This window comes from Enterococcus alcedinis, assembly GCF_014635985.1.
Classification (GTDB): domain Bacteria; phylum Bacillota; class Bacilli; order Lactobacillales; family Enterococcaceae; genus Enterococcus_I; species Enterococcus_I alcedinis.
In genome coordinates this window covers 15,391-41,129 of record NZ_BMDT01000004.1, presented here as the reverse complement: position 1 = coordinate 41,129, position 25,739 = coordinate 15,391, and the positions used below count along the sequence as shown (strand labels likewise).

The following is a 25,739-nucleotide window of genomic DNA, read 5'->3' as shown; positions in this document are numbered from 1 at the left end:
TGTGGTATGATATCACTAATTTAAAAGCAATTTTCGTATAAAAAAGGAGGAAACATTTTGTCTAATTTTATCGCATTTGAAGTCAATCATGAGGATCATATTTTCGCTCGTGGACTAATCAAAAAACAACGCGAACCTTTAAAAGACGGCCATGTTGAAATTCGTGTCCGTTATTCTGATATCAACTATAAAGATGCACTCGCTGCTTCCAAAAATGGCGGTGTCATTCGTCAGTATCCGATGGTTCCTGGCATTGATTTAGCAGGCGAAATTGTTCAATCCACTAATGAACAATTCCCTGTCGGAACAGAAGTCCTCGTTACTGGCTACGGACTGGGAGTCAACCAACCAGGTGGCTTCAGTCAATATCAACAAGTTCCGATTGAATGGTTAGTCGAAATTCCGAAACCACTCAATGTAAAATCAGCGATGACCTATGGTACGGCTGGATTCACTGCTGCGCTAGCTGTTACTGCTTTAGAAGAAAAAAACTATGCAAAAGATGCAGCGATTTACGTGACGGGTGCCTCTGGTGGCGTCGGTAGTATCGCAATTGCTCTTTTAAATCGTTTAGGCTACACGAATATCGTTGCCGTTTCTCGTAAGCAAAGTGATTGGCTATTCGAATTAGGTGCCACAAAAATTGTGAACCCAGCTGATTTGATTCCACCTGCAGTGAAACCACTTGCTCGCCAAATTGCTACAGCCGTGATTGACACCGTTGGCGGAGCGCTTTTGTCTGCTTTATTGCCTCAATTAGCTTATAATGGAAGTGCCTACCTTTGTGGTAATGCGAGTGGGATTGAACTTGATGTGACCGTATTACCCTTTATTTTAAGAGGAATCCAAGTCACTGGCATCGATTCTGTTGCTGTTAATCAAACAACCCGTCAAAAAATTTGGCAACTACTGGCGGAACATCAGACACTTTTAGCTGACTTGAAAATACAAGAGGTACTTTTAAGTGACCTAGATGAAACAATCAATGCTCTGCTCGACGGCAAACACGAAGGTCGGACAATTGTAAAAATGGAAGTGTAAATGGATATGAAAAGAATACTTATCACAGCCGGAGGAACGTCTGAAAAAATTGATCAAGTCCGTTCCATTACCAACCACTCGACTGGTAAACTCGGTTATTTAATTGCTACAAAAGCGCTTGAACAAGGCATTCAAGTCGATTATATTACGACCCTTAGTGCATCCAAACCAATTACGCAAGAAAATTTAAAAATCTATTTAATTGAGGATACGCAACAACTAGCAACACAGTTAACACACTTACTTGAAACCAATTCGTACGATGCAGTGATTCATAGCATGGCAGTTAGCGACTTTACGCCTGCGACTAGCTACTCTATCGAAGCTTTTACTGAAGCGCTAAACCAACAATTGGCACAAACAAATTTACCCGTTACGACAGAACAGTTAATCCAATTAATAGAGAAATCAGAAGCAACAAACACAAGCAAGATTTCCTCAAATACGGATTATTTATTTTTAACTTTAAAGAAAAATCCCAAAGTCATTCAACTCATTAAACAAATCCAACCTCAGACGATGCTCGTTAGCTTCAAATTACTAGTTGATGTTTCGAAAGAAGAACTGTTCAACGTTGCGATGACAAGCATGAAAAAAAATAACGGCGATTTCGTTTTAGCGAACGACTTGCAGTCGATTCAAGGCGATCAACACCTCGGCTATTTATTAGATCATAAGGGGAACCTGGTTGGCGAAGCGACGACGAAAGAACAGATTGCTAGCTTGATTTTAACCGCTTTAAACACAAAAGGAGTGGATTAACATGACTCAAAAACATATTTTACTCGGCGTTTCAGGTAGTATCTCTGCCTATAAAGCCGCCGATTTAACCAATGAATTAACCAAACTTGGCTATGCAGTCGATGTGGTAATGACCCAAAGTAGTCAAGCATTTATCACGCCTTTAACCTTACAATCTTTGTCCAAACGTCGCGTTCATACCGACGTGATGGCCGAAGAAATACCTGAAAAAATCAACCATATTGAACTGGCTAAACGTGCCGATTTATTTATCGTTGCACCTGCCAGTGCAAATACAGTTGGGAAACTAGCAAATGGGATTGCCGATGACATCCTTTCAACTGTCTCGCTCGCCTTAGAAGATCATGTGCCACGACTGATTGCTCCTGCAATGAATACCTACATGTATTTAAATCCTGCCGTTCAACGAAATTTAGCGACTTTAAAGGCTGATGGTTTTATTGAAATTGAACCACGTGAAGCATTGCTTGCATGTGGTGACTATGGCCCTGGTGCACTCGCAACTGTTGAAACAATCATTCAGCGCATCACTCAAACTTTAAACCCGTAAGGAGTCCTCTATGAAGAATAAAGAAAAAACCTTTCAACTCGTCTTAACTGCTCTTTTTTTGAGCGTCTTAATTTTACTTACTAGTGTACCATTTCTAGGATTTATTCCACTGGGACCAATCAATGCCACAACGTTACACATTCCAGTCATTATTGCTTCGATTGTTTTAGGTCCGAAAATAGGTGGATTTTTAGGTGGTTGCTTTGGCTTGATTAGTATGATTCGAAGCACCATTATTATTACGCCAATGTCCTTCGTCTTCTCGCCTTTTATTGCCCCACTTGGTACAACAGACAGCGGAAGTTGGAAAGCATTATTGGTCGCTTTTATTCCCCGTATCTTAATTGGGGTTGTTCCTTACTTTGTTTATTTATGGAGTAAGAAAATCTTCAAAAATAAAGGGAAAGCATTCGGTCTCTTCCTAGCTGGATTGGCTGGTGGATTAACAAATACCATTTTAGTTATGAATTTTATCTACTTTTTATTCAAACCAGAATATTCAGAAGTACTAGGTAAAGCCGGCGATGCCGTTTACGCCGCGATTATCTCCGTCATTTTTGTCCAAGGAATCCCCGAGGCTATTGTTGCAGGTCTTGCAACAGCAGCTGTCGCTTCCGTCTTACTGAAATTTATGGCGCGTCGTGACTTTTCTGAATAATCAACTTTTCACAGTAAATAAATAAAAAAAACGGTAGAGAATCATTTCTCTACCGTTTTTTTATTTAATGATTAATGCTACAAAAGGTGCCGAAAAGAAACGACATCTCGTTTTCCTTTGAATACCTAATACCCTAAATAACCTAGCGTTTAATCTTCAAAACCATTTAAGTCAGAAACCGTCTTGAACCAATGGCCACTTTTCTTAATTGTTCTTTTGCCATCTTGAGCCAAATCAACTGCAATAAAGCCATATCGATTTTTATAAGCGTTCATCCATGACCAATTATCCATACAAGTCCACATATGATATCCTTGCACATTACTACCTTCCTGGATTGCTTGATGTATATATTTCAAATGATCTTTGACAAACTCAATACGATAATCATCTTGAATAGCACCTTGGGCATCTATATATTGCTCTTCCCCTTCGACACCCATACCATTTTCTGAAATATAACAACGAATATTCCCATAATTTTCTCGAACATTCGTTAAAATATCATAAATTCCTTTTTCATAAATCTCCCAACCGCGATAAGGATTCATTTTTCTTCCAGGCATTTCATAGTTATCAAAATAATCATCCGGCATCGGTCCATGAGTATGATCGACGTCACTTTCTTTTGCTTTAATACGACGTGGTTGATAATAATTTATTCCTAGTAGATCAATCGTATTCTCCTTAATTAGTTCCAAATCACCTGCCATCACTTCTGGTAATATCCCCAATTCTTTAATGACTGCTACGAGCTCGCTTGGGAATTCCCCTTTAATCGCTGGATCTAAAAAAGAACGGTTGAAAAATAGATCTGCATAGTTTGCGGCTTTCACATCGGCTGGGTTTTCGGCATCTCGTGGATAACTTGGTGTTAAATTCAAAATAATTCCAATTTCACCGTCTAATTCTAGTTGGTGATACGCTTTAATTGCCATCGCACTCGCCAAGTTTTCATGGTAACCAACTTGAACAGCTTCTCTCATATTAATATGATTTGGATAATGGAAGTCATATAGATACCCTCCCTCAACTGGAACGATTGGCTCATTATGAGTAAACCACTTTTTCACGCGGTCACCAAATAACTTAAAGCATGTTTCTGCAAAAACAACATAAGCTTCCACCGTTTTACGATTGAGCCAACCACCTTGTTCTTGTAACTTCATTGGCATATCAAAATGGAATAAATTAATAAATGGTTCAATATCATTCGCCAATAATTCATCAATTACCCCATTATAAAATTCAATAGCTTTCAGATTCACAGCCCCTGTTCCTTCTGGGATTAAACGGCTCCACTGAATACTCGTACGGTAAGAGGTATGCCCCGTTGCTTTCATTAATTGGATATCTTCTTTGTATTTCGTTAAAAATTGTGATGTTTTTTCTGGACCAACTTGGTTAAAGAAACGCTCTGGTGACTCTTTAAACCACTGATCCCAGATGCTATCTCCTTTCCCATCATCAGCTAATCTTCCTTCTGTTTGAGGTCCACTTGCAGCTGATCCCCACCAAAAATTTTCTGGAAATTGATATTTTTTCATTTCTAAATCGCCCCTGTCTATGATTTTACTCTATTATACACCACACTCTAAAAATGACAATACTTTAATCGATAAAAGACTAGTCATTTATAAAATAAAGTGCTACAATGATTTTGAAATCGATTTCAAAACTATTTTTTAGTAATTTAGGACATTTATTTATTAAAGGAGAGAATGAGAAATGAATAATTTTATGGATAAATTAGCTACAAAAATAATGCCTGTTGCAAATAAGTTAGGTAATAATCGTTATTTAAGTGTTTTAAGAGACGCTTTTATGCTTTCTTTTCCCTTAACGATGTTTGGTTCAATCATCGTTGTATTAAATAATTTACCCTTCTTCAGTACTCAAACAAAAGAAACATTAGCAGAGCTATTTGGAAATGGCCAAAATGCTACGATGAGTATTATGACGATTTTTGTAACTTTTGGTATTGGGTATTATTTGAGTAAATCCTATGAGGTTGAAGGAATCTTTGGTGGTGCAGTTTCTTTGACCGCATTTTTAATGGTTACTCCTTTTTTTATTACTTTAGAAGATGAAACGATTGTCAATGGCGTACTTTCTTTAGATCGTTTAGGCGCGAAAGGGATGTTTATTGGTATGATTGCTGCTTTTTTAGCAGCTGAATTATTTTCAAGAATCACTAAAAAAGGATGGCAAATTAACATGCCCGAAGGTGTTCCACCAGCTGTTTCAAAGTCATTTGCCGCTTTAATCCCAGCAATTTTAACTTTAACTATTTTTCTAGTAATTAATGCGGTGATGACAGGAATATTTAACCAAAATCTTCATGATTTAGTCTATGAAATGATTCAAAAACCATTAATGGGTCTAGGGAGTGGTTTACCTGCTACTCTTGTCGCACTTTTCTTTGTTCAATTTCTTTGGTTTTTCGGATTGCATGGTCAAGTCATCATTAATTCAGTAATGGATCCAATTTGGAATACGCTAATGTTAGAAAATTTAGATGCTTACAAAGCAGGCGAAGCTTTACCACATATTGTAACTAAGCCTTTTATGGAGATTTTTACTGTTGGTTTAGGTGGTTCTGGTATGACATTATCTGTCGTTTTATTGATGGCCTTTTTCATGAGAAGTAAGCAATTAAAAGACGTCGGTCGACTTGCGTTAGCTCCTGGTATTTTTAATGTGAATGAGCCCGCTATTTTCGGCTTACCAATTGTTATGAATGCGACGATTTTTATCCCTTGGTTACTTGCTCCCCTCGTTGTCACGAGCATCAATTATTTTGTAATGGCAATTGGTCTTGTACCAGCCCCAACCGGAGTAGCGATTCCTTGGACGGTTCCGATTGTCATCAATGGTATTTTAGCCACTAATTCCATTCTAGGTGGGTTGCTACAAATTGTCGATTGCTTGATTGTTGGTTTAATTTGGTTCCCGTTTTTAAAAATCTTAGACAAGCAACAATTCAATTCCCTTGCATAATTTGAAATTCAATTGTTTAAATGGTCCCCTTTCTATATAATAGAGTCATGAAAGGTGGCTTATTGTCTTGACGAAATACGAAAAAATTGCAAATATTTTACGAAAAAGAATTGCAGACGGCATCTATCCTCCTGATTCACTTTTGCCGAATCAAATTGAATTGGTCGAAGAATTTCAGGTCAGTCGTGTAACAATCAAAAAATCAATTAATATTTTAGCAATGGAGGGCCTTGTTTATAGTCAGCGTGGTGCAGGCACCCGTGTGTTAAAACGAGGTGTTTGGGGATCTGAAAATTATTCCGCCACCGAATATGATGGACTTAGTCAACAGATGAAAGACCGAAACTTAACAAGCCAAATCATTACATTTGAAGTTAAATTTCCGGATGATTTAATTCGTGAGAAACTTCTTCTAGATAAGCATAAACCAGTCTATAAAATTATTCGTTTACGCCTACTCGATGGTGCCCCTTATGTTTTAGAGCATACTTATATGCCCACTGAGTTGGTTCCTGATTTAAATCCAAGTATTTTAGAAAAATCAATCTATGAGTATTTGCACCAGCAACTAGGTATTACTTTTGCTGGTGCTTACCGTAAACTTAAGGCTGATAAAGCGGATCAATTGGATAAAACTTATTTAAATTGTGAAGCATCCGATCCTATTTTAGAAGTGGAGCAAATCGTCTACTTAAAGGATGGGCAACCAATTGAGTATTCCCGTAGTCGTAATCGCTATGATCAACGCAGTTATTCTGTTTTAGACGTTATTGAATGAGATAGAATCAAAAAAACGCACGAAAAGTTTAAACTTTTCGTGCGTTTTTTTCTATTTAGAGAATAAGGTATCATTACAAAAGTGTTGATGAAAAATTTTTAAGTTCATTCCCCCTCAACATCAAAGATTATCGATTTCTTAGTTTTCGCCGATAATTCGAACTTCAGGTTCTAAATCAACATTAAATTTTTCTTTAATCACTGTTTGGATATGGGCAATCAATTCGATATAATCGGTTGCTGTCGCTTTGTTAATATTGACAATAAAACCGGCATGTTTCATCGAAATTTGTGCCCCTCCAATTGTATAACCTTGTAAACCAGCATCTTGTACCAGTTTCCCTGTGAAGTGTCCTTCGGGGCGCTTAAATACACTACCGCATGATGGATATTCAAGGGGTTGTTTCGATTCCCGTAGTTCAGTTAATTCATCCATCATCGTTTTAATTGGCAATGGTTTGCTTTTCTTCAAACCGAAACGACTTGTTAAGATAATCCCACCCATTTCTTGAATGTGACTATGGCGATAACGAAAAGCCATTTCTTCTTTTGTCATCGTTACAATTTCACCATTTGGTAACAAGACATCTGACGAAATAAAGACGTCTTTAATCTCACCACCATAAGCTCCTGCATTCATAAAGACTGCACCACCAACACTACCCGGAATCCCACAAGCGAATTCTAATCCGGTCAATGAAGCTTCGTAAGCAGCGACACTCGCATCAATTAAACGCGCGCCAGACTCAACGGTCATTCGGTCATCTTCAATTGTTAACTGTTTCATTTCAAGCAACATTAAAACAACACCACGAATGCCACTATCACGGACAATTAAATTACTAGCGTTGCCTAGAACAAGCCAAGGAATGTCTTGTTCACGACAATAATCAACGAGTAATTTTACTTCCATTGTCGTTCTGGGAAAAGCTAAAATATCTGCAGGTCCTCCCGTTTCAGTAAAGGTATACTTTTGTAGCGGTTCATCTCTATATAAAATAAAATCTGGAAATTGCTGGATTAATTGATCTTTAAAATTCACTTTTGTCCGACTCCTTTAGTTTCTTCTGTCCCATTTTAGCACTTCCCACACTTCATGGCTAGGCTTCTTAATAGAATCCTAGAACTTTCCCTTTTGACAAAGTCGAATAAAGCGCTAAAATAAAGAGGAATCAAGAAGGGAGCGATTTTAAGATGAAACTAATTTCGTGGAACGTCAATGGTTTGCGCGCAATCGTTGGCAAAAATTTTATGGAAGTTTTTAATGCTTTAGATGCTGATTTCTTCTGCCTACAAGAAACAAAATTACAAGAAGGACAAATCGAACTCGATTTACCTGGTTATTATCAATATTGGAATTATGCTGTCAAAAAAGGATACTCTGGTACCGCAATTTTTACAAAACATGAGCCTATTTCTGTTCGATATGGACTTGGAATTGATGAACACGATCAGGAAGGACGAGTAATCACGTTAGAGTATCCAGAATTTTTCGTTATCACTTGTTATACACCCAATTCTCAAAGTGAACTTAAGCGTCTGGATTACCGCATGTCATGGGAAGAAGCCTTTCGTCTCTACTTGCTTGAACTAAATCAAGAAAAGCCAGTTATTTTGTGTGGTGATTTAAATGTCGCTCACCAGAACATCGACTTAAAAAATTGGAAAACCAACCAAAAAAATGCAGGATTTACACCCGAAGAACGCGAAAAATTTGGTATTTTATTGGAAAGTGGCTTTGTCGATACGTTCCGCCATTTCTATCCCGATACTGAAGGCATTTACTCTTGGTGGAGTTACCGCTTCAATGCTCGCAAAAATAATGCCGGTTGGCGGATTGATTATTTCCTTACTTCAAAAGATATCATTGATCGCTTAGTCGATGCCAAAATTCATACCGAGATTACTGGCAGTGACCATTGCCCGGTTGAATTAACGATTCAATAATAAAAAAAGATGCGAACACAACGTTTTAAAACGGTCGGTGTTCGCGTCTTTTTCTCATTTTATCCTTCAACTTCATGAATCATCTTACTCATTAGTAAAACATTTAAAAAACGTCCATCATTTCCACGAGCACCACGCTCCATGACCGCTTCTTTTTTAAATCCAAATTTTTCATAAAGTCGGATGGCTGCTGTATTTTGCTCTTGGACAGTTAATTTTATCCGATAAATTTCGGGATTCTCTTCTGCCCATAAAAGTAATTCTTCCATTAAAATACTGCCTAAACCCATTCCCCAGTAATCTTTTAAAATCGAAATTCCCAGCTCAACAATATGTGAAATACGTTTTTCATTTGATCCTTTTAGCGAAGCCGTTCCAACAATTTTATCACCTAATAAAGCAACGAATAGAGTATTATTCGAACTTTCATAAATATCCTCTAATTGAATAGCGAGTAATTCCTCAGGTAAATTGATTCCTTTTTCATCCATCACTAAAAATTCTGTTTCTTGCCCAATTTTTCGTGTAGTTTTTAATAATTCAGCTGCATCTGATGGAATTGCTTCTCGAATCGTTAATTCTAATTCTTCACTCATCGCGTTGACTCCATTTCTCTTCGATTCTTTTTTGATAGGCCTTTGCCATTTCACCATATGCGTGAAAATCAACGTAGCGCTTATTCATATCTTCTTCGTCTTTCGTTAGAACAATTTCTAAATAAATTTCAGGTAAGTCAGCTTCTAATAAGTTGCCCCATTCAATAACTGAAAGACCGTTCCCTTCAAAATATTCATCCAAACCTAAATCACTTGCACCTTCACCTACGCGATAAACATCCATGTGATAAAGTGGCAAACGTCCTTGGCTATACTCTCGAATAATCGTATAAGTCGGACTTTTAATCATTTGATCAATGCCTAAACCTTTAGCAATCCCCTTAGTTAGTGTTGTCTTGCCAGCTCCTAAGTCACCTGTTAATACAATATTTTCTCCCGCTTGCGCCACTTCACCAATAATTTCAGCAAGAGCTTCCGTTTTTTCTGGCGTCTCTAAAATAATCACTTCATCATCTCCTTGTCTTTTATTCTGTATTATTTTTAATTTTTTCTTGTTCTTTTTTAGAAAATTTTGCTAAAACTAATTGATACGACGACAATAACATTTGTGTTAGTTCTTCATCCGTTAATTCATCTGTTTGTAAGATTATCGAGTTCCAATGCCTTTTATTCATATGATAGCCGGGTTTTATCGATGAATAGAGTTCGCGCAATTCCTCATTTTTTTGAGGGTCCCCTTTGATGGTTAATTGTGTTTTCTCATCTACCGTCGGCGAGAGTAAGGCAAACATCTTTCCTTGAAGTTCAAAATAAATAACTTCCCAATCTTCACGAAAATAAACTTTCGCGCTAGGTAAGTTTGCGCCATATGTTTGTAGTTTTTTCCAACGATCTGCTAACATCACACTCACTCCTTTTTCATCTAGTAGAGAATAACTATCGCTATTGTATTATAAGTTGACAGGAATGTACAAAAAATTCGTATAAAAAAAGGTGTGACAAAAATCGATTTGCTCTGAAAAAATGGAGGTAAATTCGAACACTCTGATCTTTCGATTGCTCGAATTTAGTGAAATTTCCGAAAGATCAGATTCTTCCCCCCTATATCTATCAAATGTTTGCATAATAAATAAGGGGCTGCGACTTGAGTCACGGCCCCTTGTTTACTATTAATCGTTTAATGTTTGTGCTGCTGTAATGATTGATAATTTGTAGACGTCTTCTTCGTTACATCCACGAGATAAATCAGAAATTGGTTTGTTTAATCCTTGTAAGATTGGTCCAATTGCTTCGAAGTTACCTAAACGTTGTGCTAATTTGTAACCGATGTTTCCTGATTGTAAATCTGGGAAAACATAAACGTTTGCTTTACCTGCAACTTCTGATTCCGGTGCTTTTAATTGAGCAACTGATTGGTTGTAAGCTGCATCAAATTGTAATTCACCATCAATCACTAAGTCTGGTGCTAATTCTTTTGCAATACGAGTTGCTTCGATTGTCGCATCTGCTTGAGGTGCTTTTGCTGATCCTTTTGTTGAGAAGCTTAACATCGCAACTTTAGGATCAATATCGAACATTTTTGCTGTTTCTGCTGAAGCAATTGCAATTTCAGCTAATTCTTGTGGTGATGGATTTACGTTGATTGCACAGTCTGAGAACAAGTACTTTTCTTGTTCGTTTCCGCGCATCATTAGGAACGCACCACTTGTACGGCTAATTCCTGGTTTTGTTTTAATAATTTGTAACGCTGGACGCACAGTATCACCAGTTGAGTGAATCGCTCCTGAAACGAGCCCATCAGTAATTCCCATGTGTGTTAACATTGTTCCAAAATAGTTCTCATCTTTTAATAAAACTTCTGCTTGCTCACGTGTTGCTTTACCTTTACGAACTTCAACAAAAGCATCAACAACTTCATCCCAACGATCACAGTCATTTGGATCATAAATTTGCATGTTTGCAATGCTGATTCCACGAACAGCTGCTGCTTGCTCAATATCTGCTCGTTTACCAATTAAAATTGGTTCAACTAGTTCTTCACCTTTTAAACGAGCAACGGCACTTAGAATACGTGTATCTGTTGCTTCCGGGAATGCGATACGAATTCCACGACGTACAATTTTAAATTTTAAGCTATCAAATAGTTCCACAATAAACCCTCCAGAATCTTTATTCCTATTTATCATACACCATTTACTCAAAAAATAACAGTTTTTTCAACTGTATTAATGAAAAAAAGCGAGGATTGTTTGACCTTTTCTGAAAATCTAGACAACTGTTTCAACTTTTTTTGAAATCTGTTACATTTCTTCTGGTATTTGCCAATCAATTGGTTCTTTCCCTAATTTTTTTAGTGCATCATTCACTTTAGAAAACGGTTTGGAACCAAAAAAACCACGGCTCGCTGATAATGGGCTTGGATGAAACGATTGAATTATGACATGTTTTTGGGTATCGATCATTGCCGCTTTTTGTTGAGCGGGTTTTCCCCATAAAACAAAAATAATTGGTTCTTCACGTGCATTCAAAACTTCAATCACTCGATCGGTAAACTGCTCCCAACCCTGTTTACGATGAGAATAAGCTTCGCCTTCTCTCACGGTTAAAACAGTGTTTAACAATAACACCCCTTGGTCTGCCCAGCTAATTAAATTACCATGGCTAGCCGGTGGAATATTTAAATCACTGGCTAACTCCTTATACATATTGCGTAACGACGGCGGAATCTTCACGCCTTTTTGTACGGAAAATGCTAAACCGTGTGATTGATTGGCACCGTGGTATGGATCTTGTCCTAAAATGACGACTTTCACTTCCTCGTAAGGCGTATGTTCAAAAGCAGAGAATATCAATTCCTTTGGTGGGTATACCGTTGTTTCCTCATATTCTTGATCAATAAATTTAAATAAATCTTGAAAATATTCTTTTTCAAATTCGTCAGCTAATAATCGTTGCCAACTATATTGACTCCATGGTTTCATTACGTCAACTCCTCTTACTAAGAATAAAACAATTTCTAAAATTCCTCAACTAATCCTTTTTGATTCTAAGATAATCTTCCTAATTTATGTTACACTAAACATAATAAATAGATGATTGGAAGGTAAGCTGTATGATTAAATTAATTGCTTCAGATATGGATGGTACACTACTTGACTCAGAGTTGAATATTACACAAGAAAATATCGATGCGATTCGCTACGCGGAACAACACGGTGTGGAATTCATGATTGCAACTGGTCGAAATCGAGCGGAAGCACTTCCCCCACTTGAAAAAGCAGGGATAAAATGTGCAATGATTACTTTAAATGGTGCACATGTTTTTGATAAAGAAGGCAATTCACTTTTCACTACCCCACTAGATAAAAAAGAAGTCTTTGAAATGTTTGATATTTTAGATGAACATGGTATTTATTATGAATTATCGACACAAAATGGTACCTATACAAATAGTAAAGAATCACGTATCGAACATTTCTCAACTCATATTATTGATGCTTTTCCACACTTAACTCAAAAAGCAGCGATTGCGATGACTGTGGCGCATCTAGAGTTCTTCCCTGTTGACGTCACACCTAATTTACGCGACTTAGTTCATCAAGAGGATACTGAAATTTTGAAAGTCATTTGTTTTGATAAACGTGGTCCTGATTTCTTAGGTCCAGCAGCCAAAAAGATTGCAAAATTTGAAGATTGCGTTGTCACTTCTTCTGGTACAAACAATATTGAAATCAACCACAAACATGCTCAAAAAGGCATTGCTGTTACACATGTTGCCAATGATCGTCAAATCAATTTAGAAAATGTCATGACGATTGGTGATAACTTGAATGACTTAAGTATGATTCAAGTTGCGGGTGTCAGTTTTGCAATGGGCAATGCGGTTGTCGAATTACACGAAGAAGCGAAATATGTAACACACGAAAATATGAACTCTGGCGTAGGAAAAGCAATTGTCCGTGCCATTGATGAGAAGCTGTAACTCTTTCTTGTCCAAGTAATGACACCATGCCAAATACGATGCCCCTTAAAAAGACGCCGAATCATCACATCAAATGATTTTCAGGCGTCTTCTTTTCAACAATTTATTCTCCATTTTAGAAAGGATCGTTTAGGATGTCTGATTTTTTAATTCAAGAAAAACCCTTTGGATCTTCACCTAAAACAATTGTTAAAGATCATAATGGACAACCATTATACTTACTTACTGGTCGTCTTGGCGATCTCGGTAGTCGTTTGACTCTTTATGATATGAATGGTCGGTCCATTGCATACATAAAAAAAGACCGATTGGCTTTTGTTCGGCGCTTTGAAATTTACGAAAATGATAAAAAAGTTGGCACGATGCAACATTTTTTAAACTGGCCCAATGATTTTTATTATATTTCCCAACTTCACTGGATGGCTCACGGTAATATTTATCAACATGAATACCGTGTGAATCATTTTACCAATCAAATTATGCGTATGTCTAAAACACGTTTAATGATGGGAGATCATTATCAATTACAAGTCAATGATGATCGCAATGCGGCTAAATGTATTTGCATCGCTAGTGTGCTCGATTACTGGTCTTATAACCGTGAACGTAGTCAGCCCACCTATTACAATGAAGTACTTGATATCACATAGGAAAGAGGCTGTGGTTTTTATCCCAGCCTCTTTTTCGTTACGAGCATTTGATTAACGGACAGGTATAAAAGTCGCCCCTGTCAAAAAACGTTGCGAAATTCGAGTTATTGAAAGCCATCATCGCTCAAATGCAGCGCCAGTATCTCAGAGAAGAACAACTTTTATCACACTTCCTTATACTTTTCCAATCAAATTAAGCGTTGCATATGATAGTAATCATGTCCGCTGAGTACTTGTTCACCCACAATTTTATACCCTTGTCGTTGATAAAGTTGTTGAGCTTTAGGATTCGCTAAGTCGACACATAGTCCAACTTTATTCGCCCCTGCTTTTTTAGCTGCCTGATTGACTGCTGCTAACAATTCCGTTCCGACACCACATCCGCGAAACTTCTCACTCACAACAATCGTATCTAAATACCATTCATTCGGATAAGTTTCTAAATCAACGAAAATCGGGGCGTCTGGTAATCCCATTTTTTCCAATGTTTCTGATAAGGGCTGATCAATCATTGGTTCTTCTTCAGCTAAATAACCAAAAGCAATCCCAGCAACTTCTCCGTCAATTTCTTTTATAATGCCACGTTGATAACCATAACGATAGGTCGGTGATTCGACCGCTTTTTTTATGACCTCGACTGTTTTTTCTTCACCAAATTGTGTTAAAAAATCAACTTCCATATCTTTTAAAACGACTAAAACAAGCTCTGCAATGGCTTGTGCGTCTTCAATCTTCGCTGTGCGTATCATTTCTTTTTACTTCCTTTCCTTCAACTACCAGTTATCTTCTTCGCCAATCTTTGATATACTATCTCCAAGGAGGTTATCAAAGCTATGATTCTTAATTTACTTTATATTTCTATTTCTGGCAATAGCCGATCGTTTGCAAAACGAATCCAACAATTATCTGAGGTCAAACACGAGGAAAACAGTGATTGCCCACTGATTCACATAAAAGAAATTCACGATAACGTCAAGATTGAAGAAGAAACGAGTCCCTATGTTGTGGTAGTTCCTACTTATTTAGAAGGTGGCAACGGACTAGACAGTGGCGATCAAGAAATCATGACGGAAAGTTTGCGTGATTATCTAGACAGCCAAGAAAATCATCAACTCTGCCTAGGCATTATCGGAAGTGGAAATAAAAATTTCGCTCACCAATACTGCTTGACAGCCAAACAATATGCACAACAATTTGACGTACCAATGATTGCCGATTTCGAATTACGAGGCAATCCGAAAGAAATCGAAAAAATTTATACAATTTTATGTGATATTTGTCAAAATTATGAAGCAAAAGACTAATGAGGTGCCTACATGTTCCAAATTTTAAGAACGTTTATCTCTGTTTACGAAACACATAACTTTACACGGACAGCCGATACGTTATTTTTATCTCAACCTACCGTATCATCGCAAATCAAAAAACTCGAAGACCATTTAAACACAAAATTATTTATTCGTAATGGCAAGCAAGAAATCGTTCCGACTCCTGCAGCTGAATTTCTATACCCTCGAATCATTAAAATGATCGAAGAGTGGGAAGATGTTCTCTTGCATATCGGTAACGATCCCGATGTTCGTGAAACTTGTGTCATTGCATGTACTAAAACATGTGGCATACATTTGTTAGCTCAATACGCCCCGGCCTTGACTGAGAAATTTCCAATGATTGATTTCCATTTCCCGATTTTGGGTTATCAAGAAATTGTTCATGGTGTTGAGCAAGCAAAATTTGATTTTGGACTGATCGAATGGGCGGAACGGAGCGAACACTTGAATCGTTACTTACTCGTAGAAGACGAACTGGTTGTAGCCGGCGATTCCGAGTCCAACTATTGGATTTTAAACGAAAATAAAAACCCCTTAAGGGAACTCAATGATCGCTATTTACGAAGAAATAATCTCTCACCGACCATCATTAAATCCAATAGCAATGAAATGATTGAAAGCCTCATCAACAACGGAGCTGGACGAGCCATTTTATCGAAACGTGTCATTAATGATGACATTCCCTTTGAAACACTCGATTCAGATAATTTTCGAAACTTTTATTTTTTAACAAGAGAAGAAATTATTCCTGATCTTTTGCAAGATGTTGCCTTATTTATTCGTGAATCCCTAACAGACACTCTATAACAAACAAAAAACCACGAGAATTCGTGGTTTTTTGTCTATTTAAATTGCGCGAATATGCTGTTCAATCGTTTGTAATTGCGGTAAAAAATCTTTTAAGAAGGTTTGATATCCACAAAAATCTTCTTGTTTTGAAAGGTACATCGAATCACGCATGCGCTTGCAACCACCATGACACATTTGTAGAAATGGACAAGATTGACAGTAACTCGAAAGCTCAGGCTTATCACATAAAAAAGCTTTTGAAACGTCTTGTTCAAAGAGTTCCTTTAGTCCTTGTTCTTGAATGTAGCCTAGACGATACTCATCCAGCACGTAAAAATCACAAGGATAGACACTACCATCTGCCTCAATCACATACTGTACTTGGCAGTTTCCGACCAAGCCACACGCATTGACTTGACGGCTAGTCATAAGATGAAAGACATCGTCAAATAATTTAATACTTCGATACGTCCCCGCTTCTAATTCTTCTAACCAATAACGCAACATTTGACGATAAAAACTAGCAAAACGCTCAGGTGTTAAAGCATAAGAAGAGCGTTTTTCTACACCTAAATCGTTTAGACAAGGTATAAATTGAATGTATTGAATATTTTCCTTTTGCAAAAATTGATAGACTTTTTTTGCCGATTTTGCTAAAGGATTCGTTAGCACACATAAAACATTGTACTCAATCTCATACTGGTCGAATAAGTGTTTCGTTTTTAACACACGATGAAAGGTCCCTTTACCTTTCGTATCTAAGCGATGCATATCATGATACATCGGGTGCCCATCGATTGATAAACCAACTAGAAAATTATTTTCTTTTAAAAATTGACACCAAGGATCATTAATCACCATTCCATTCGTTTGAATCGCGTAATGGACTGCGACAGCTTTTAATTGGGTTTGTTCTTCAACCAATGCTTTGATTCTACGAAAGTATGGCAACCCGGCAATCGTTGGTTCACCACCTTGAAACGCTAACGTTAATTGATCACCATCAACTAAATCAACAAAGATTTGTGCAATCATTTTTTCTGCGACATCCTTCGTCATACGACCATACGATTCCACTTCTCGTAAAGACGTTACATTGGCATAAAAACAATACGAGCAACGGATATTACATAATCCCGAAGCCGGTTTGATTAAAACAGAAATATGTTTCAAATCACTACATTCCTCTCATGTGGATATAATTATCCCAATACTCTTTTCCTTGATGAAACTCCGTATCTCCAAGGTCTTTAGCTAACGCATACATTTGTTTTTGTAAGCCCTTTTTGATATTTTCAAAACCAACCTCAAAAATAAGATTATGCGTTTCATAAGGATCTTTTTCTCGATCAAACAATTGAAACATGTGCCCATCAATCGTGCGATACTCCAAATATTTATATTCTTCCGTCACAATACCACGAACTTTATTCGTGAACATCAAATAAAGTACCTCACGCCCATGACTTTCATCGACAATCATTGGCAACAAGCTTTGCCCTGCAATTCCTTCTACAATCGGCGCACCTACATAATCTAAAATGGTCGGCATTAAATCGAGTAAAAAGACTTTTCCTGCTTGTCTTCGATTTTTCGGAATCCCTGGACCTGCCATAATTAACGGCACACGAATGCTATGATCGTATAAATTTTGCTTCCCCATCAAACCATGCTGGCCAATCGCTAACCCATTGTCGCCAGTAAAAACAATTAAGGTGTCATCCAGAATCCCTTGGTTTTCAAGCGCTTCCACAATAGTGCCTATTCGTTCATCAATATGAGAAATCATCGCATAATAATCTGCCAAATGTTGACGAATCGCTGCCTCCGTTCGAGGATAGGCTTCCAATGTCTCATCTCGTTCCCCTTGAATATCAAAAGAAAAAGCATGCTCACTTGCAAAATTTTCTGGTAGCGTCAATTTTTCTGGATCATACATTTTTTGGAATTTTTCAGGCATCGTTCGTGGATCATGCGGTGCTAAAAAACTTCCATAAAGATAAAAAGGCACCTCTTTATCCCGTCTCTTTTCAATATAATCAATGATTTCATCCGCGAATAAATCGGTTGAGTGCTTGCCAATCGCTATTTCTTCTGCCGGTATTTTAACAATCGTATTCGTTGAAAAAGGATTGTACGTAAAGTTTTTAAACGCACCATAATCACCGTCTGCATGGTACTTATTTACCGGCACATTCCAGTGATCCCACATACCACCAAAAAAGATTTTTCCTCCATCACTAAAGCTGCGATGGTAACTCTCTAATCCATTATGCCACTTACCAATTCCACACGTTTGATAGCCGTATTCTTTTAATTCTTCTCCTAATAATGCGTGTTCCTGGGGAAGCGTTTCGCCAAAGTTATCCCAGCTCGTTAGATAGCGCCCCGTCTGAATCATCGCCCGTGAAGGCATACAAACCGCACCACTCGTCCCTCCTGGAATAAAGGCTTCCTCAAAAGCCACACCTCTTGCAACCAACTTATCGAGATGAGGTGTCTGAATCTCACTATTTCCTAACGCATGAATCGTATCGAAACGTTGATCATCTGCAATTAAAAACAAAATATTTTTTTTGGTCATTAGCCTGCCACCTTTTCCTTTATCCATAAATTTAGCCTATCATGTTGAAACTTTTTTCACAATGGAATATTCTCTTTTTATCATTTGTCTTAGCTACATCTACAATATCTTTTACACAAAAACCTTTTTGATAATCGTGGCGGATTAACCTCAGATACATGTACCAATACTTACTATCCAAGCCGTATGATTAAAACATACTAAAATCCAAAGGTGAAAATTCGAAGTGTTTTTTGAATATTCTTTAATAAAAAAATCGTTTCAGTCCGAACTCTCATGGACTGGAACGATTCTTTTAGTTGCTACAACGTTTGATTCTTATTTTTTCAATGCGGATAAATTCACAATTTCAGCTTGCTGATACTCATCTTTTAAGAAACATGCTAAATTCTTAATGTTGTCTTGTGCTCCTTGAATAAACGCTTCTTGCGAATAAAAAGCAATATGTGGCGTGACAATCGTATTGTCTAACGTCAATAATTTCTCGTTTTTCAAATCTGGGTCTTCAGAAGTTAAGACATCCAAAATGGCGTAACTTAATTGGCCGTTCGTTAAGGCTTCATATAAATCAGCTTCATCAACGACCCCACCACGTGAGGAATTAATAAAAATTGGTTGCTTCGTCGTTAAGGAGAATAATGTTTGATTTAAGATTTTTTCCGTTTTTGCATTTAATGGTAAGTGTGACGAAATGTAATCTGCTTGTGCAAACGTTTCTTCTAATGTCACTTTTTCAACACCATATTTTGCCATCTCTTCTTCTGTCACAAACGGATCATAAGCAATAAACTTTGGTCCAAATGCTTTTAGACGCTCGACAACTAATCGTGGAATATTCCCAAATCCAATCAAACTAATTGTCAGTGAAGATAATCTACGCATACTTGGGAACATTTCTGAATCCCATAAAAAGTCATTTTTTACTGCTTGATTAAAGTCATGTAAGCGACGATTGTGCATTAAAATTGCAGCAACGACATAGTTCGCGACTTCATCGGTACAATAACGACTAATATGTGAGACAGGTAAGTTTATTTGATTGGCATATTCTAGATCAATCGTATTGAAGCCAATCGAACGAAACAGGACTAATTTTAAATTCGGTAATTGTTGCAATACATTTTTTGTCAGCGGCTCATAAACAGTAATGATGACATCCGCATCTTTCGCATTTTCAATCACTTCTTCTTCTGTCACACTTGGTCTGACTTGTAAATCAATCGCTAAACCTAATTTTTCTATCATTTTCTTTTCTTGTTCGAACGTATCATCTTCAAATAATCGTACAACTTTTAACATCAATCTTTCCCTCTTTCATTTTTTACTATAAAAATACTTATAAAATCATTTTGACTAAAATAACGACAAATGGTAATGCAATAAAAGTACGTTGAATAAAAATTAGCACGACATCAAGAAACTTCGGTACTGCTTTCGTTGATGTTAATAGGGTTGCCGTTTCAGACAGATAAATAATTGGCATAATACTCATGATTGCCACAATCATTCTCGTTTCCACTGAGGCAATATTGGATGCTAAAATAACGGGTAAGTAGTTATCCGCAAAACCTGACATGATTGCACTCGCTGCTTGTGATGCATCAGCCACGTTAAACAGTTGTAAAATCCATTGAATCGGTAAGGAAATAAAAGCCAAGATTGGTGTGTATAGCGCAACAATTAACGCAATCGTTCCCCAACAAACAATAATTGGCGTCAACCATAAAACATAAAAAGTCATATTATCGATTTTACTTGTAAAGTTTTTTAACGAAACGTCTCCCGCTCGATTCGAAGCATTTGTTACCGCACGATTCCAAGCGCTACCTGTTTGTTCAACCACTTGAGTCGTTTCTTTTCCTTCGATATACGTTTCTGGATATTTAGAGATTGGCGGAATACGGACACTTACAAAAGCGACAATAATCGAAACAAGCGCTAAAATTAAAATAATCCATCCTAACTGATCAACGACTCCCAAAACGGAAGAAACAACGACAATCCAACCAATACTTCCAGTTGCAAATTGTGTGCCAATAATTGCCATTTCTTTCATCGTAAAATAGCCTTTTTCAAAAAGTTCGCGCGTGCCCATAATTGCCGCATTTCCGGGACCTACCCACGCACTTAAAATACTCGTCGCACAAATTTCAGACGTTTTAAACAACGGACGGACAATAACACCAATAAATTCACCTAAAAATTCCATTGCACCAAATTCTAAAATAAACGTTTGGAACAAAAGCATCATTGGCACAATCACCGATAATTGTGTTGCTAAAGACAACATTGCACCACCGGTATCAGCCGAAAATAAAAATTCCGGTCCAACTTGAAAATAAACCATGATTGCTATGATTGCTCCTAAAATTCGGTTAACAACATAAAAAGGAGTTGTTGAAAATAATTTCGCCATTAAGCGCTGTTTACGAATCATCGTATCCGGCTTGAGTTGATCAATCAGAGATAATAAAGCACTTAAAATAATTAGCATCACTAAAATCAGTTGCAAGATCCCATCAAACTTAGCAATAAATAGTTTTAAATAATAAAATAAAATTGTATCCACTGTGCCATTGAAATTAAATGGGATTAAAACAAATAAAATTCCAAAAGCAGTTCCTAACATAAACTTCAATCGATTCATTAATTGATTTTTACTTTTCGACATTTTCCTCTTCCTCTCTAACAACAAAAAATAAAAACGGAACGTCATTCCGATTTCGATTATAGGACACATAAGTCGTTTTTGCAATAGATAATGTGAAATTAGTCACATTAATTTTTACGTTTAATTTTTTTCAATCTATCGTTTTCACAAAAAAAGAAGTATAATACTAAGTAAATAAAAAAGAATGAGGGAAAAATGAATGAGTCGTGAAGAACTGAATAAATCAGTCTTAAATGCCGCTAAGATCATTGATTTAATTAGTAAAAATGAAGGTCTCGGTATTTCAGAAATTGCAAAACAATTAAATTTACCCAAAACAAGTGCCTTTCGTTTATTAAAAACGTTGGAATCAGCTGGACTTCTCATCCAAGATTGTGAAGAAACATATTATCTTAGTTATAAATTTTTGAGTTATCAAGTCGGAGTAAATGCCGATCAAAATTTGATTCATAAATGTCTACCTGTCCTTAAAAATCTTTCAAAACTAACGGGCGAGACTGTCAATTTGACCGTCCATCGAGCAGATAAAATGTATAACATTTATTCAGAAATCGGCGAATTTTATGCCCTTCAATCGAATCTCGCCCCAGAGTCTGATCTGTATTGTTCTAGTTCTGGAAAAATGGTGCTCAGCTACATGAGCGAGAAACAACTACAAGCTTATTTCACACAAAAGTTGACACCACGAACGATTCATACGATTACCAATTACGAAGCTTTTCTGGAAGAAAAGAAAAAGATCTTATCAACTGGTATTTCTTACGATAAAGAAGAGTACGAATATGGTCTAACGTGTTTATCCGTTCCAGTCTTAGCGCAAAATACACTCATTGCTACGATCGGCATCTCTGGACCGACCACACGCCTTGCCTATAAAAATTTCGAAAAGATTGAACAATTGCTCTTAAAAGAAGTCGCTAAAATTAATTCTTAAATAAAGAAGAACAGAAAGAAAATGACCTCAAACGCATTAAATTGAGCCCTGATTCATACGAATTTATCGCATGATTAAACATCGCCTAACTTCTAGGTATATGCTAAAATAAAAGGACATTATCAAATAGAAAAGAGGAAAACAGATGCCGATTATCAATATTCAAATGCTTGAAGGTCGCACACCTGAGCAAAAAGAGCAACTAATTAAAGAAGTAACCGATGCCGTTGTTCGTACAACTGGCGCTCGAAAAGAAGCCGTAACAATTATTATTAACGATATGAAAAAAGAAAATTATGGACATAGTGGTGAAGTACTAAAATAAAACAAAAAACAGTCATTTGATAACAAAATTTCGTTATCAAATGACTGTTTTTTTGTGAATTAATGATATTTCGGTAAGTAATCACCATGCGCTTCAATTAAATCATCGACTAAATTGCGAATATCATCAATCGACAATTCTGAATTTGTATGTGGATCCATTAAAGCGGCTTGGTAAATTTTATTACGATCTAAAGTTAATGCGGCTTCGACTGTTAATTGTTGCACGTTAATGTTCGTCCGATTCAACGCCGCTAACTGTGTTGGAAGATCGCCTACATAGGTTGGTTGAATCCCATTTTTATCAACTAAACAAGGGACTTCGACACAACTGTCTGTTGGTAAATTGGTAATTAATCCTGTGTTCATTACGTTTCCAGCAATTGTTGTGGGATTGCCAGTAACCATTGCATCCATAATATATGAGGCATATTCCTGACTTCTTGTGTGCGTTAATTGACCATTATGAACAATCTCGTCTCGTTGCTTTTCCCAACCAGCAATTTGATCCACACAACGACGTAAATATTCATCAATTGGAATACCAAATTTTTCAATTAATTCTGGGTACTTCGATTTAATAAAGTATGGATGATATTCTGCATTATGCTCACTCGATTCTGTAATATAATGCCCAAAGTTACGCATCAATTCAAAACGAACCGCATCATGGTGTGGCATCGGTTTTTCCAAAGCCTTTTCTTTAATTACAGGATAAAAATCTTCTCCCTTATAATTAATTTCAAGTAGCCACGCCATATGATTGATCCCTGCAATTTTCCACTGGAAATCGTTTAAGTCATAATCTTCACTAATACCTAAATAATGGAATAAATCCGGAACACAAACTTGAACACTGTGACAAAGTCCGACCGTTTTAATTGAGGTCGCTTTTGAAACAGCCATCGTTAACATCGCCATTGGATTGGTGTAGTTTAATAGTAACGCATTCGGACAAACTTCTTCCATCTCCTTGGCAAAAGCTACCATCACTGGAATCGTACGTAACGCACGGAAAATCCCGCCAATCCCCAACGTATCACCAATCGTTTGCTGTAATCCATATTTTTTAGGGATGTCAAAGTCAATAACTGTTGATGGTTCATAACCGCCTACTTGAATTGCATTAACAACAAAATCTGCCCCTCTTAGCGCCTCTTTTCGATTATAATAGGTTTTAATCGTTGCACGGTTGTCATTTGAATTTTTATTGATATTTTTCAACATTAATTCCGATTCACGTAAACGTTCCTCATCGATATCATATAAAGCGATGTCCGCATATTGCAAACTTGGCGTTAGCATCGCATCTCCTAAGACATTTTTTGCAAAAACAGTACTACCTGCACCGATAAAAGTAATTTTAACCATTGAACTGCCTCCTTGTGATTGTTCTTCTTTCTACTTAAATCATAAAGGAAGCGCTCTCTATTAGCCATAACACTTTTTTAGGTTTCTATCACTATTTTTTAGATTCGGTTATTTTTTCGCGATAAGTCATCGGACTCACGCCATGATAATTTTTAAACGCCCTTGAAAAAGTCAACGGATTTTCGTAGCCAACTAAAAAAGCAATTTCTTTCACACTTTTTTCGCTCTTTAACAATAAACGCGCGCCCTCTTCCATCCGAACAAAGCTCAAGTACTCATTCGGCGTCATTCCCATTTCTTGTTTAATTACCTGACTAAAATAGGACTTATTTAAGCCAAATGTTTCCGCAATTTCAGCGATTTGTAAATCATTTTTTTGATAATAGTGTTTAACATATGTCATGAAGGAGTAACTATAGCGTCTTTTTTCTTCCTCTAGTGAATCACTACGTACCACCTCTGAGTGAAAGACGCTCAATATATCGTATAAATAACGCTGAACGACTAGTTGATTCGCGTTTGCTAGTAAATTAGGTTGAAAAATTTGTTTCAAGCGTTCGAGGACAAGCTCTTCATTTTGGGCCTTTCCAACATGACTAGCGGAATCAATTTTTAAGTAATGTAAGATTTCTTCGACTTTCTCACCATCAAAGCCAATCCAATAATATTCCCATGGATTCGCCGCACTCGCCTGATAATCGGTTTCAACCGATGGACGCAGCAAAAAGAAATCACCTTTTGTTAATTCATAGTTTATCCCTTCAACTTTAAAAGTCCCTGCCCCTTTAACAATAAAATGTAAGATATAATTTTCTCTTATACTGGGACCGAATTGATGGGAAGGGGCGCATTTTTGATGTCCGATATTATACAAATACAAATCATTAAAAAATGATTTTTCAAAAAAATATTCTTCCATCTTCTCCTCCAAGATTCATAAAAAGAGGTCGTAACCCTCGTTACAACCTCTTTGAATTTATTTTATTTCCAAAAATCATCTTTCATTGTAATTGGCAAGTGGCGTTTATGCTCGCCTTTTTTCCACCAATTTTCAATTGTTTCTTGGGCTTCTTTTGATACGGTTTTTCCTTCTAAATAGTCATCAATGTCTGAATAAGAAACCCCTAAAACCGTTTCATCAGCAATCATTGGGCGGTTTTCTTCTAAATCAGCTACGGGTACTTTTAAGTACAAGCTGGCTGGCGCTTCAAGCGCTTTTAAGACTTCTCGACCTTGACGTTTATTTAGTGTAGCGATTGGAATAAGGTCAGCTGCGCCATCACCAAACTTTGTGAAAAATCCAGTCAGATTTTCTGCTGCGTGATCCGTTCCTAAGACCGCTCCTTGATAAGCACCTGCAATTGCATATTGAGTAACCATGCGTTGACGAGCTTTGATATTGCCTTTATTATAATCCGTCACGTCAATACCAATCGCGGTTAGTTCCGCTACTTGGGCATCAACTGCGGGTTTAATATCGACCACAATTTGACTATCTGCATTAATGAAAGCCATTGCGCGCTTGGCATCTTCTTCATCGTTTTGCTTGCCGTACGGTAAACGGACAGCAATAAAATAGTAGTCAGAGTCATTGGTTTCTTGACGCATTTCTTCCATCGCTAGCTGTGCTAGACGTCCAACCAATGTCGAATCTTGCCCACCACTAATACCTAAGACAAAGGTTTTAATAAATGGATGAGCTTTTAAATAATCTTTCATAAATTCGATGCTTTCGCGAATCGCATTTTCTGGATCAATTGTCGGTTGTACACCTAATTTTTTGATAATTTCAGTTTGTAAACTCATAAGAA

General features: G+C 37.0%; 27 protein-coding genes and 1 pseudogene. 13 read left to right on the top strand and 15 right to left on the bottom strand.

Translation table 11 applies throughout. The annotated features are described in order from the left end of the window. The first annotated feature begins 57 nt into the window (after positions 1-57). Genes IEV09_RS05825 through IEV09_RS05810 form a run of 4 tightly spaced genes read left to right on the top strand, consistent with a single transcriptional unit; the run spans position 58 to position 3,011 of the window. Positions 58-1,041, top strand: coding sequence for a YhdH/YhfP family quinone oxidoreductase (locus IEV09_RS05825; RefSeq protein WP_188367337.1), 984 nt, complete (start codon positions 58-60; stop codon positions 1,039-1,041). Continuing rightward, entirely contained in the window at positions 1,042-1,803 is a 762-nt protein-coding gene (coaB, locus tag IEV09_RS05820) for a phosphopantothenate--cysteine ligase (protein ID WP_229731670.1), read from the top strand. A gap of 1 nt (position 1,804) precedes the next feature. Continuing rightward, complete coding sequence (gene coaC / locus IEV09_RS05815; protein ID WP_188367336.1) at positions 1,805-2,353, top strand: phosphopantothenoylcysteine decarboxylase; 549 nt, start codon at positions 1,805-1,807, stop codon at positions 2,351-2,353. Between the two features lie 10 nt (positions 2,354-2,363). Further along, positions 2,364-3,011, top strand: coding sequence for an ECF transporter S component (locus tag IEV09_RS05810; RefSeq protein ID WP_188367335.1), 648 nt, complete (start codon positions 2,364-2,366; stop codon positions 3,009-3,011). A 149-nt stretch (positions 3,012-3,160) separates the two neighbouring features. On the opposite strand, the gene gmuD is transcribed toward IEV09_RS05810, so the two are convergent. Continuing rightward, positions 3,161-4,558, bottom strand: a complete 1,398-nt coding sequence (gene gmuD, locus IEV09_RS05805) for a 6-phospho-beta-glucosidase GmuD (protein ID WP_188367334.1) — start codon at positions 4,556-4,558, stop codon at positions 3,161-3,163. Between the two features lie 181 nt (positions 4,559-4,739). Here gmuD and celB point away from each other — a divergent pair, with 181 nt between their 5' ends. Continuing rightward, positions 4,740-6,011: a PTS cellobiose transporter subunit IIC gene (celB, locus tag IEV09_RS05800; RefSeq protein ID WP_188367333.1), complete on the top strand. Its 1,272-nt coding sequence runs from the start codon at positions 4,740-4,742 to the stop codon at positions 6,009-6,011. 67 nt (positions 6,012-6,078) lie between these two features. Beyond that, a complete protein-coding gene (locus IEV09_RS05795; RefSeq protein ID WP_188367332.1) occupies positions 6,079-6,789 on the top strand; it encodes a GntR family transcriptional regulator in 711 nt (236 codons plus the stop codon). A 138-nt stretch (positions 6,790-6,927) separates the two neighbouring features. Here IEV09_RS05795 and murB read toward each other — a convergent pair whose 3' ends face one another. Beyond that, positions 6,928-7,830, bottom strand: a complete 903-nt coding sequence (murB, locus tag IEV09_RS05790; protein ID WP_188367331.1) for a UDP-N-acetylmuramate dehydrogenase — start codon at positions 7,828-7,830, stop codon at positions 6,928-6,930. 152 nt (positions 7,831-7,982) lie between these two features. Here murB and IEV09_RS05785 point away from each other — a divergent pair, with 152 nt between their 5' ends. Continuing rightward, positions 7,983-8,735, top strand: coding sequence for an exodeoxyribonuclease III (locus IEV09_RS05785; protein ID WP_188367330.1), 753 nt, complete (start codon positions 7,983-7,985; stop codon positions 8,733-8,735). Positions 8,736-8,794: 59 nt separating this feature from the next. On the opposite strand, the gene IEV09_RS05780 is transcribed toward IEV09_RS05785, so the two are convergent. The 5 genes from IEV09_RS05780 to IEV09_RS05760 form a co-directional block, all read right to left on the bottom strand. Beyond that, complete coding sequence (locus IEV09_RS05780) at positions 8,795-9,331, bottom strand: GNAT family N-acetyltransferase (protein ID WP_188367329.1); 537 nt, start codon at positions 9,329-9,331, stop codon at positions 8,795-8,797. After that, positions 9,324-9,797: a tRNA (adenosine(37)-N6)-threonylcarbamoyltransferase complex ATPase subunit type 1 TsaE gene (gene tsaE / locus IEV09_RS05775; protein WP_188367328.1), complete on the bottom strand. Its 474-nt coding sequence runs from the start codon at positions 9,795-9,797 to the stop codon at positions 9,324-9,326. Before tsaE ends, IEV09_RS05780 begins: the two co-directional genes overlap by 8 nt. Before the next feature lie 19 nt (positions 9,798-9,816). Continuing rightward, a complete protein-coding gene (locus IEV09_RS05770) occupies positions 9,817-10,194 on the bottom strand; it encodes an MmcQ/YjbR family DNA-binding protein (protein WP_188367327.1) in 378 nt (125 codons plus the stop codon). Between the two features lie 267 nt (positions 10,195-10,461). Continuing rightward, entirely contained in the window at positions 10,462-11,442 is a 981-nt protein-coding gene (pta, locus tag IEV09_RS05765) for a phosphate acetyltransferase (RefSeq protein ID WP_306450217.1), read from the bottom strand. Positions 11,443-11,592: 150 nt separating this feature from the next. After that, positions 11,593-12,273 carry a uracil-DNA glycosylase gene (locus IEV09_RS05760; RefSeq protein WP_188367325.1) on the bottom strand — a complete coding sequence of 227 codons (681 nt, stop codon included), beginning with the start codon at positions 12,271-12,273 and terminating at the stop codon, positions 11,593-11,595. 131 nt (positions 12,274-12,404) lie between these two features. On the opposite strand from IEV09_RS05760, the gene IEV09_RS05755 reads away from it, so the two are divergent. Both IEV09_RS05755 and IEV09_RS05750 read left to right on the top strand, forming a co-directional pair. Continuing rightward, positions 12,405-13,274 carry a Cof-type HAD-IIB family hydrolase gene (locus tag IEV09_RS05755; protein WP_188367324.1) on the top strand — a complete coding sequence of 290 codons (870 nt, stop codon included), beginning with the start codon at positions 12,405-12,407 and terminating at the stop codon, positions 13,272-13,274. 134 nt (positions 13,275-13,408) lie between these two features. Then, positions 13,409-13,924 (top strand): LURP-one-related/scramblase family protein, encoded by a 516-nt coding sequence (locus IEV09_RS05750; protein ID WP_188367323.1) that lies wholly within the window; start codon positions 13,409-13,411, stop codon positions 13,922-13,924. A gap of 188 nt (positions 13,925-14,112) precedes the next feature. Here the strand turns inward: IEV09_RS05750 and IEV09_RS05745 are convergent, their stop codons facing one another. Continuing rightward, the gene (locus IEV09_RS05745; protein WP_188367322.1) at positions 14,113-14,673 is read right to left on the bottom strand and encodes a GNAT family N-acetyltransferase; all 561 of its coding nucleotides are present in this window, start codon (positions 14,671-14,673) and stop codon (positions 14,113-14,115) included. An 84-nt stretch (positions 14,674-14,757) separates the two neighbouring features. Between IEV09_RS05745 and nrdI the strand changes: the two genes are divergently transcribed. Together nrdI and IEV09_RS05735 are read left to right on the top strand one after the other, a co-directional pair. Beyond that, complete coding sequence (gene nrdI, locus IEV09_RS05740) at positions 14,758-15,228, top strand: class Ib ribonucleoside-diphosphate reductase assembly flavoprotein NrdI (RefSeq protein WP_188367321.1); 471 nt, start codon at positions 14,758-14,760, stop codon at positions 15,226-15,228. A gap of 12 nt (positions 15,229-15,240) precedes the next feature. Beyond that, complete coding sequence (locus IEV09_RS05735; protein ID WP_188367320.1) at positions 15,241-16,062, top strand: LysR family transcriptional regulator; 822 nt, start codon at positions 15,241-15,243, stop codon at positions 16,060-16,062. Positions 16,063-16,101: 39 nt separating this feature from the next. Here the strand turns inward: IEV09_RS05735 and IEV09_RS05730 are convergent, their stop codons facing one another. From IEV09_RS05730 to IEV09_RS05715, 4 genes are all read right to left on the bottom strand, one after another. Continuing rightward, positions 16,102-17,217 (bottom strand): radical SAM/SPASM domain-containing protein, encoded by a 1,116-nt coding sequence (locus tag IEV09_RS05730; protein ID WP_188367319.1) that lies wholly within the window; start codon positions 17,215-17,217, stop codon positions 16,102-16,104. Positions 17,218-17,221: 4 nt separating this feature from the next. After that, complete coding sequence (locus IEV09_RS05725; protein WP_188367318.1) at positions 17,222-18,628, bottom strand: sulfatase family protein; 1,407 nt, start codon at positions 18,626-18,628, stop codon at positions 17,222-17,224. Between the two features lie 318 nt (positions 18,629-18,946). Beyond that, complete coding sequence (locus IEV09_RS05720) at positions 18,947-19,927, bottom strand: C-terminal binding protein (RefSeq protein WP_188367317.1); 981 nt, start codon at positions 19,925-19,927, stop codon at positions 18,947-18,949. Positions 19,928-19,964: 37 nt separating this feature from the next. Further along, complete coding sequence (locus IEV09_RS05715) at positions 19,965-21,299, bottom strand: YjiH family protein (RefSeq protein ID WP_188367316.1); 1,335 nt, start codon at positions 21,297-21,299, stop codon at positions 19,965-19,967. Positions 21,300-21,498: 199 nt separating this feature from the next. Here IEV09_RS05715 and IEV09_RS05710 point away from each other — a divergent pair, with 199 nt between their 5' ends. Both IEV09_RS05710 and thmT read left to right on the top strand, forming a co-directional pair. After that, on the top strand, positions 21,499-22,233 hold the full coding sequence (locus IEV09_RS05710) for an IclR family transcriptional regulator (protein WP_188367315.1): 735 nt from the start codon (positions 21,499-21,501) through the stop codon (positions 22,231-22,233). A 142-nt stretch (positions 22,234-22,375) separates the two neighbouring features. After that, positions 22,376-22,558: pseudogene (gene thmT, locus IEV09_RS05705) on the top strand (2-hydroxymuconate tautomerase); the annotation flags it as partial. A gap of 59 nt (positions 22,559-22,617) precedes the next feature. On the opposite strand, the gene IEV09_RS05700 reads toward thmT, so the two are convergent. The 3 genes from IEV09_RS05700 to nadE form a co-directional block, all read right to left on the bottom strand. Further along, complete coding sequence (locus IEV09_RS05700) at positions 22,618-23,928, bottom strand: alpha-glucosidase/alpha-galactosidase (RefSeq protein ID WP_188367313.1); 1,311 nt, start codon at positions 23,926-23,928, stop codon at positions 22,618-22,620. 91 nt (positions 23,929-24,019) lie between these two features. Then, a complete protein-coding gene (locus tag IEV09_RS05695; protein ID WP_188367312.1) occupies positions 24,020-24,847 on the bottom strand; it encodes an AraC family transcriptional regulator in 828 nt (275 codons plus the stop codon). A gap of 62 nt (positions 24,848-24,909) precedes the next feature. Next, positions 24,910-25,734 (bottom strand): NAD(+) synthase, encoded by an 825-nt coding sequence (gene nadE, locus IEV09_RS05690; protein WP_188367311.1) that lies wholly within the window; start codon positions 25,732-25,734, stop codon positions 24,910-24,912. Positions 25,735-25,739: the final 5 nt, after the last annotated feature.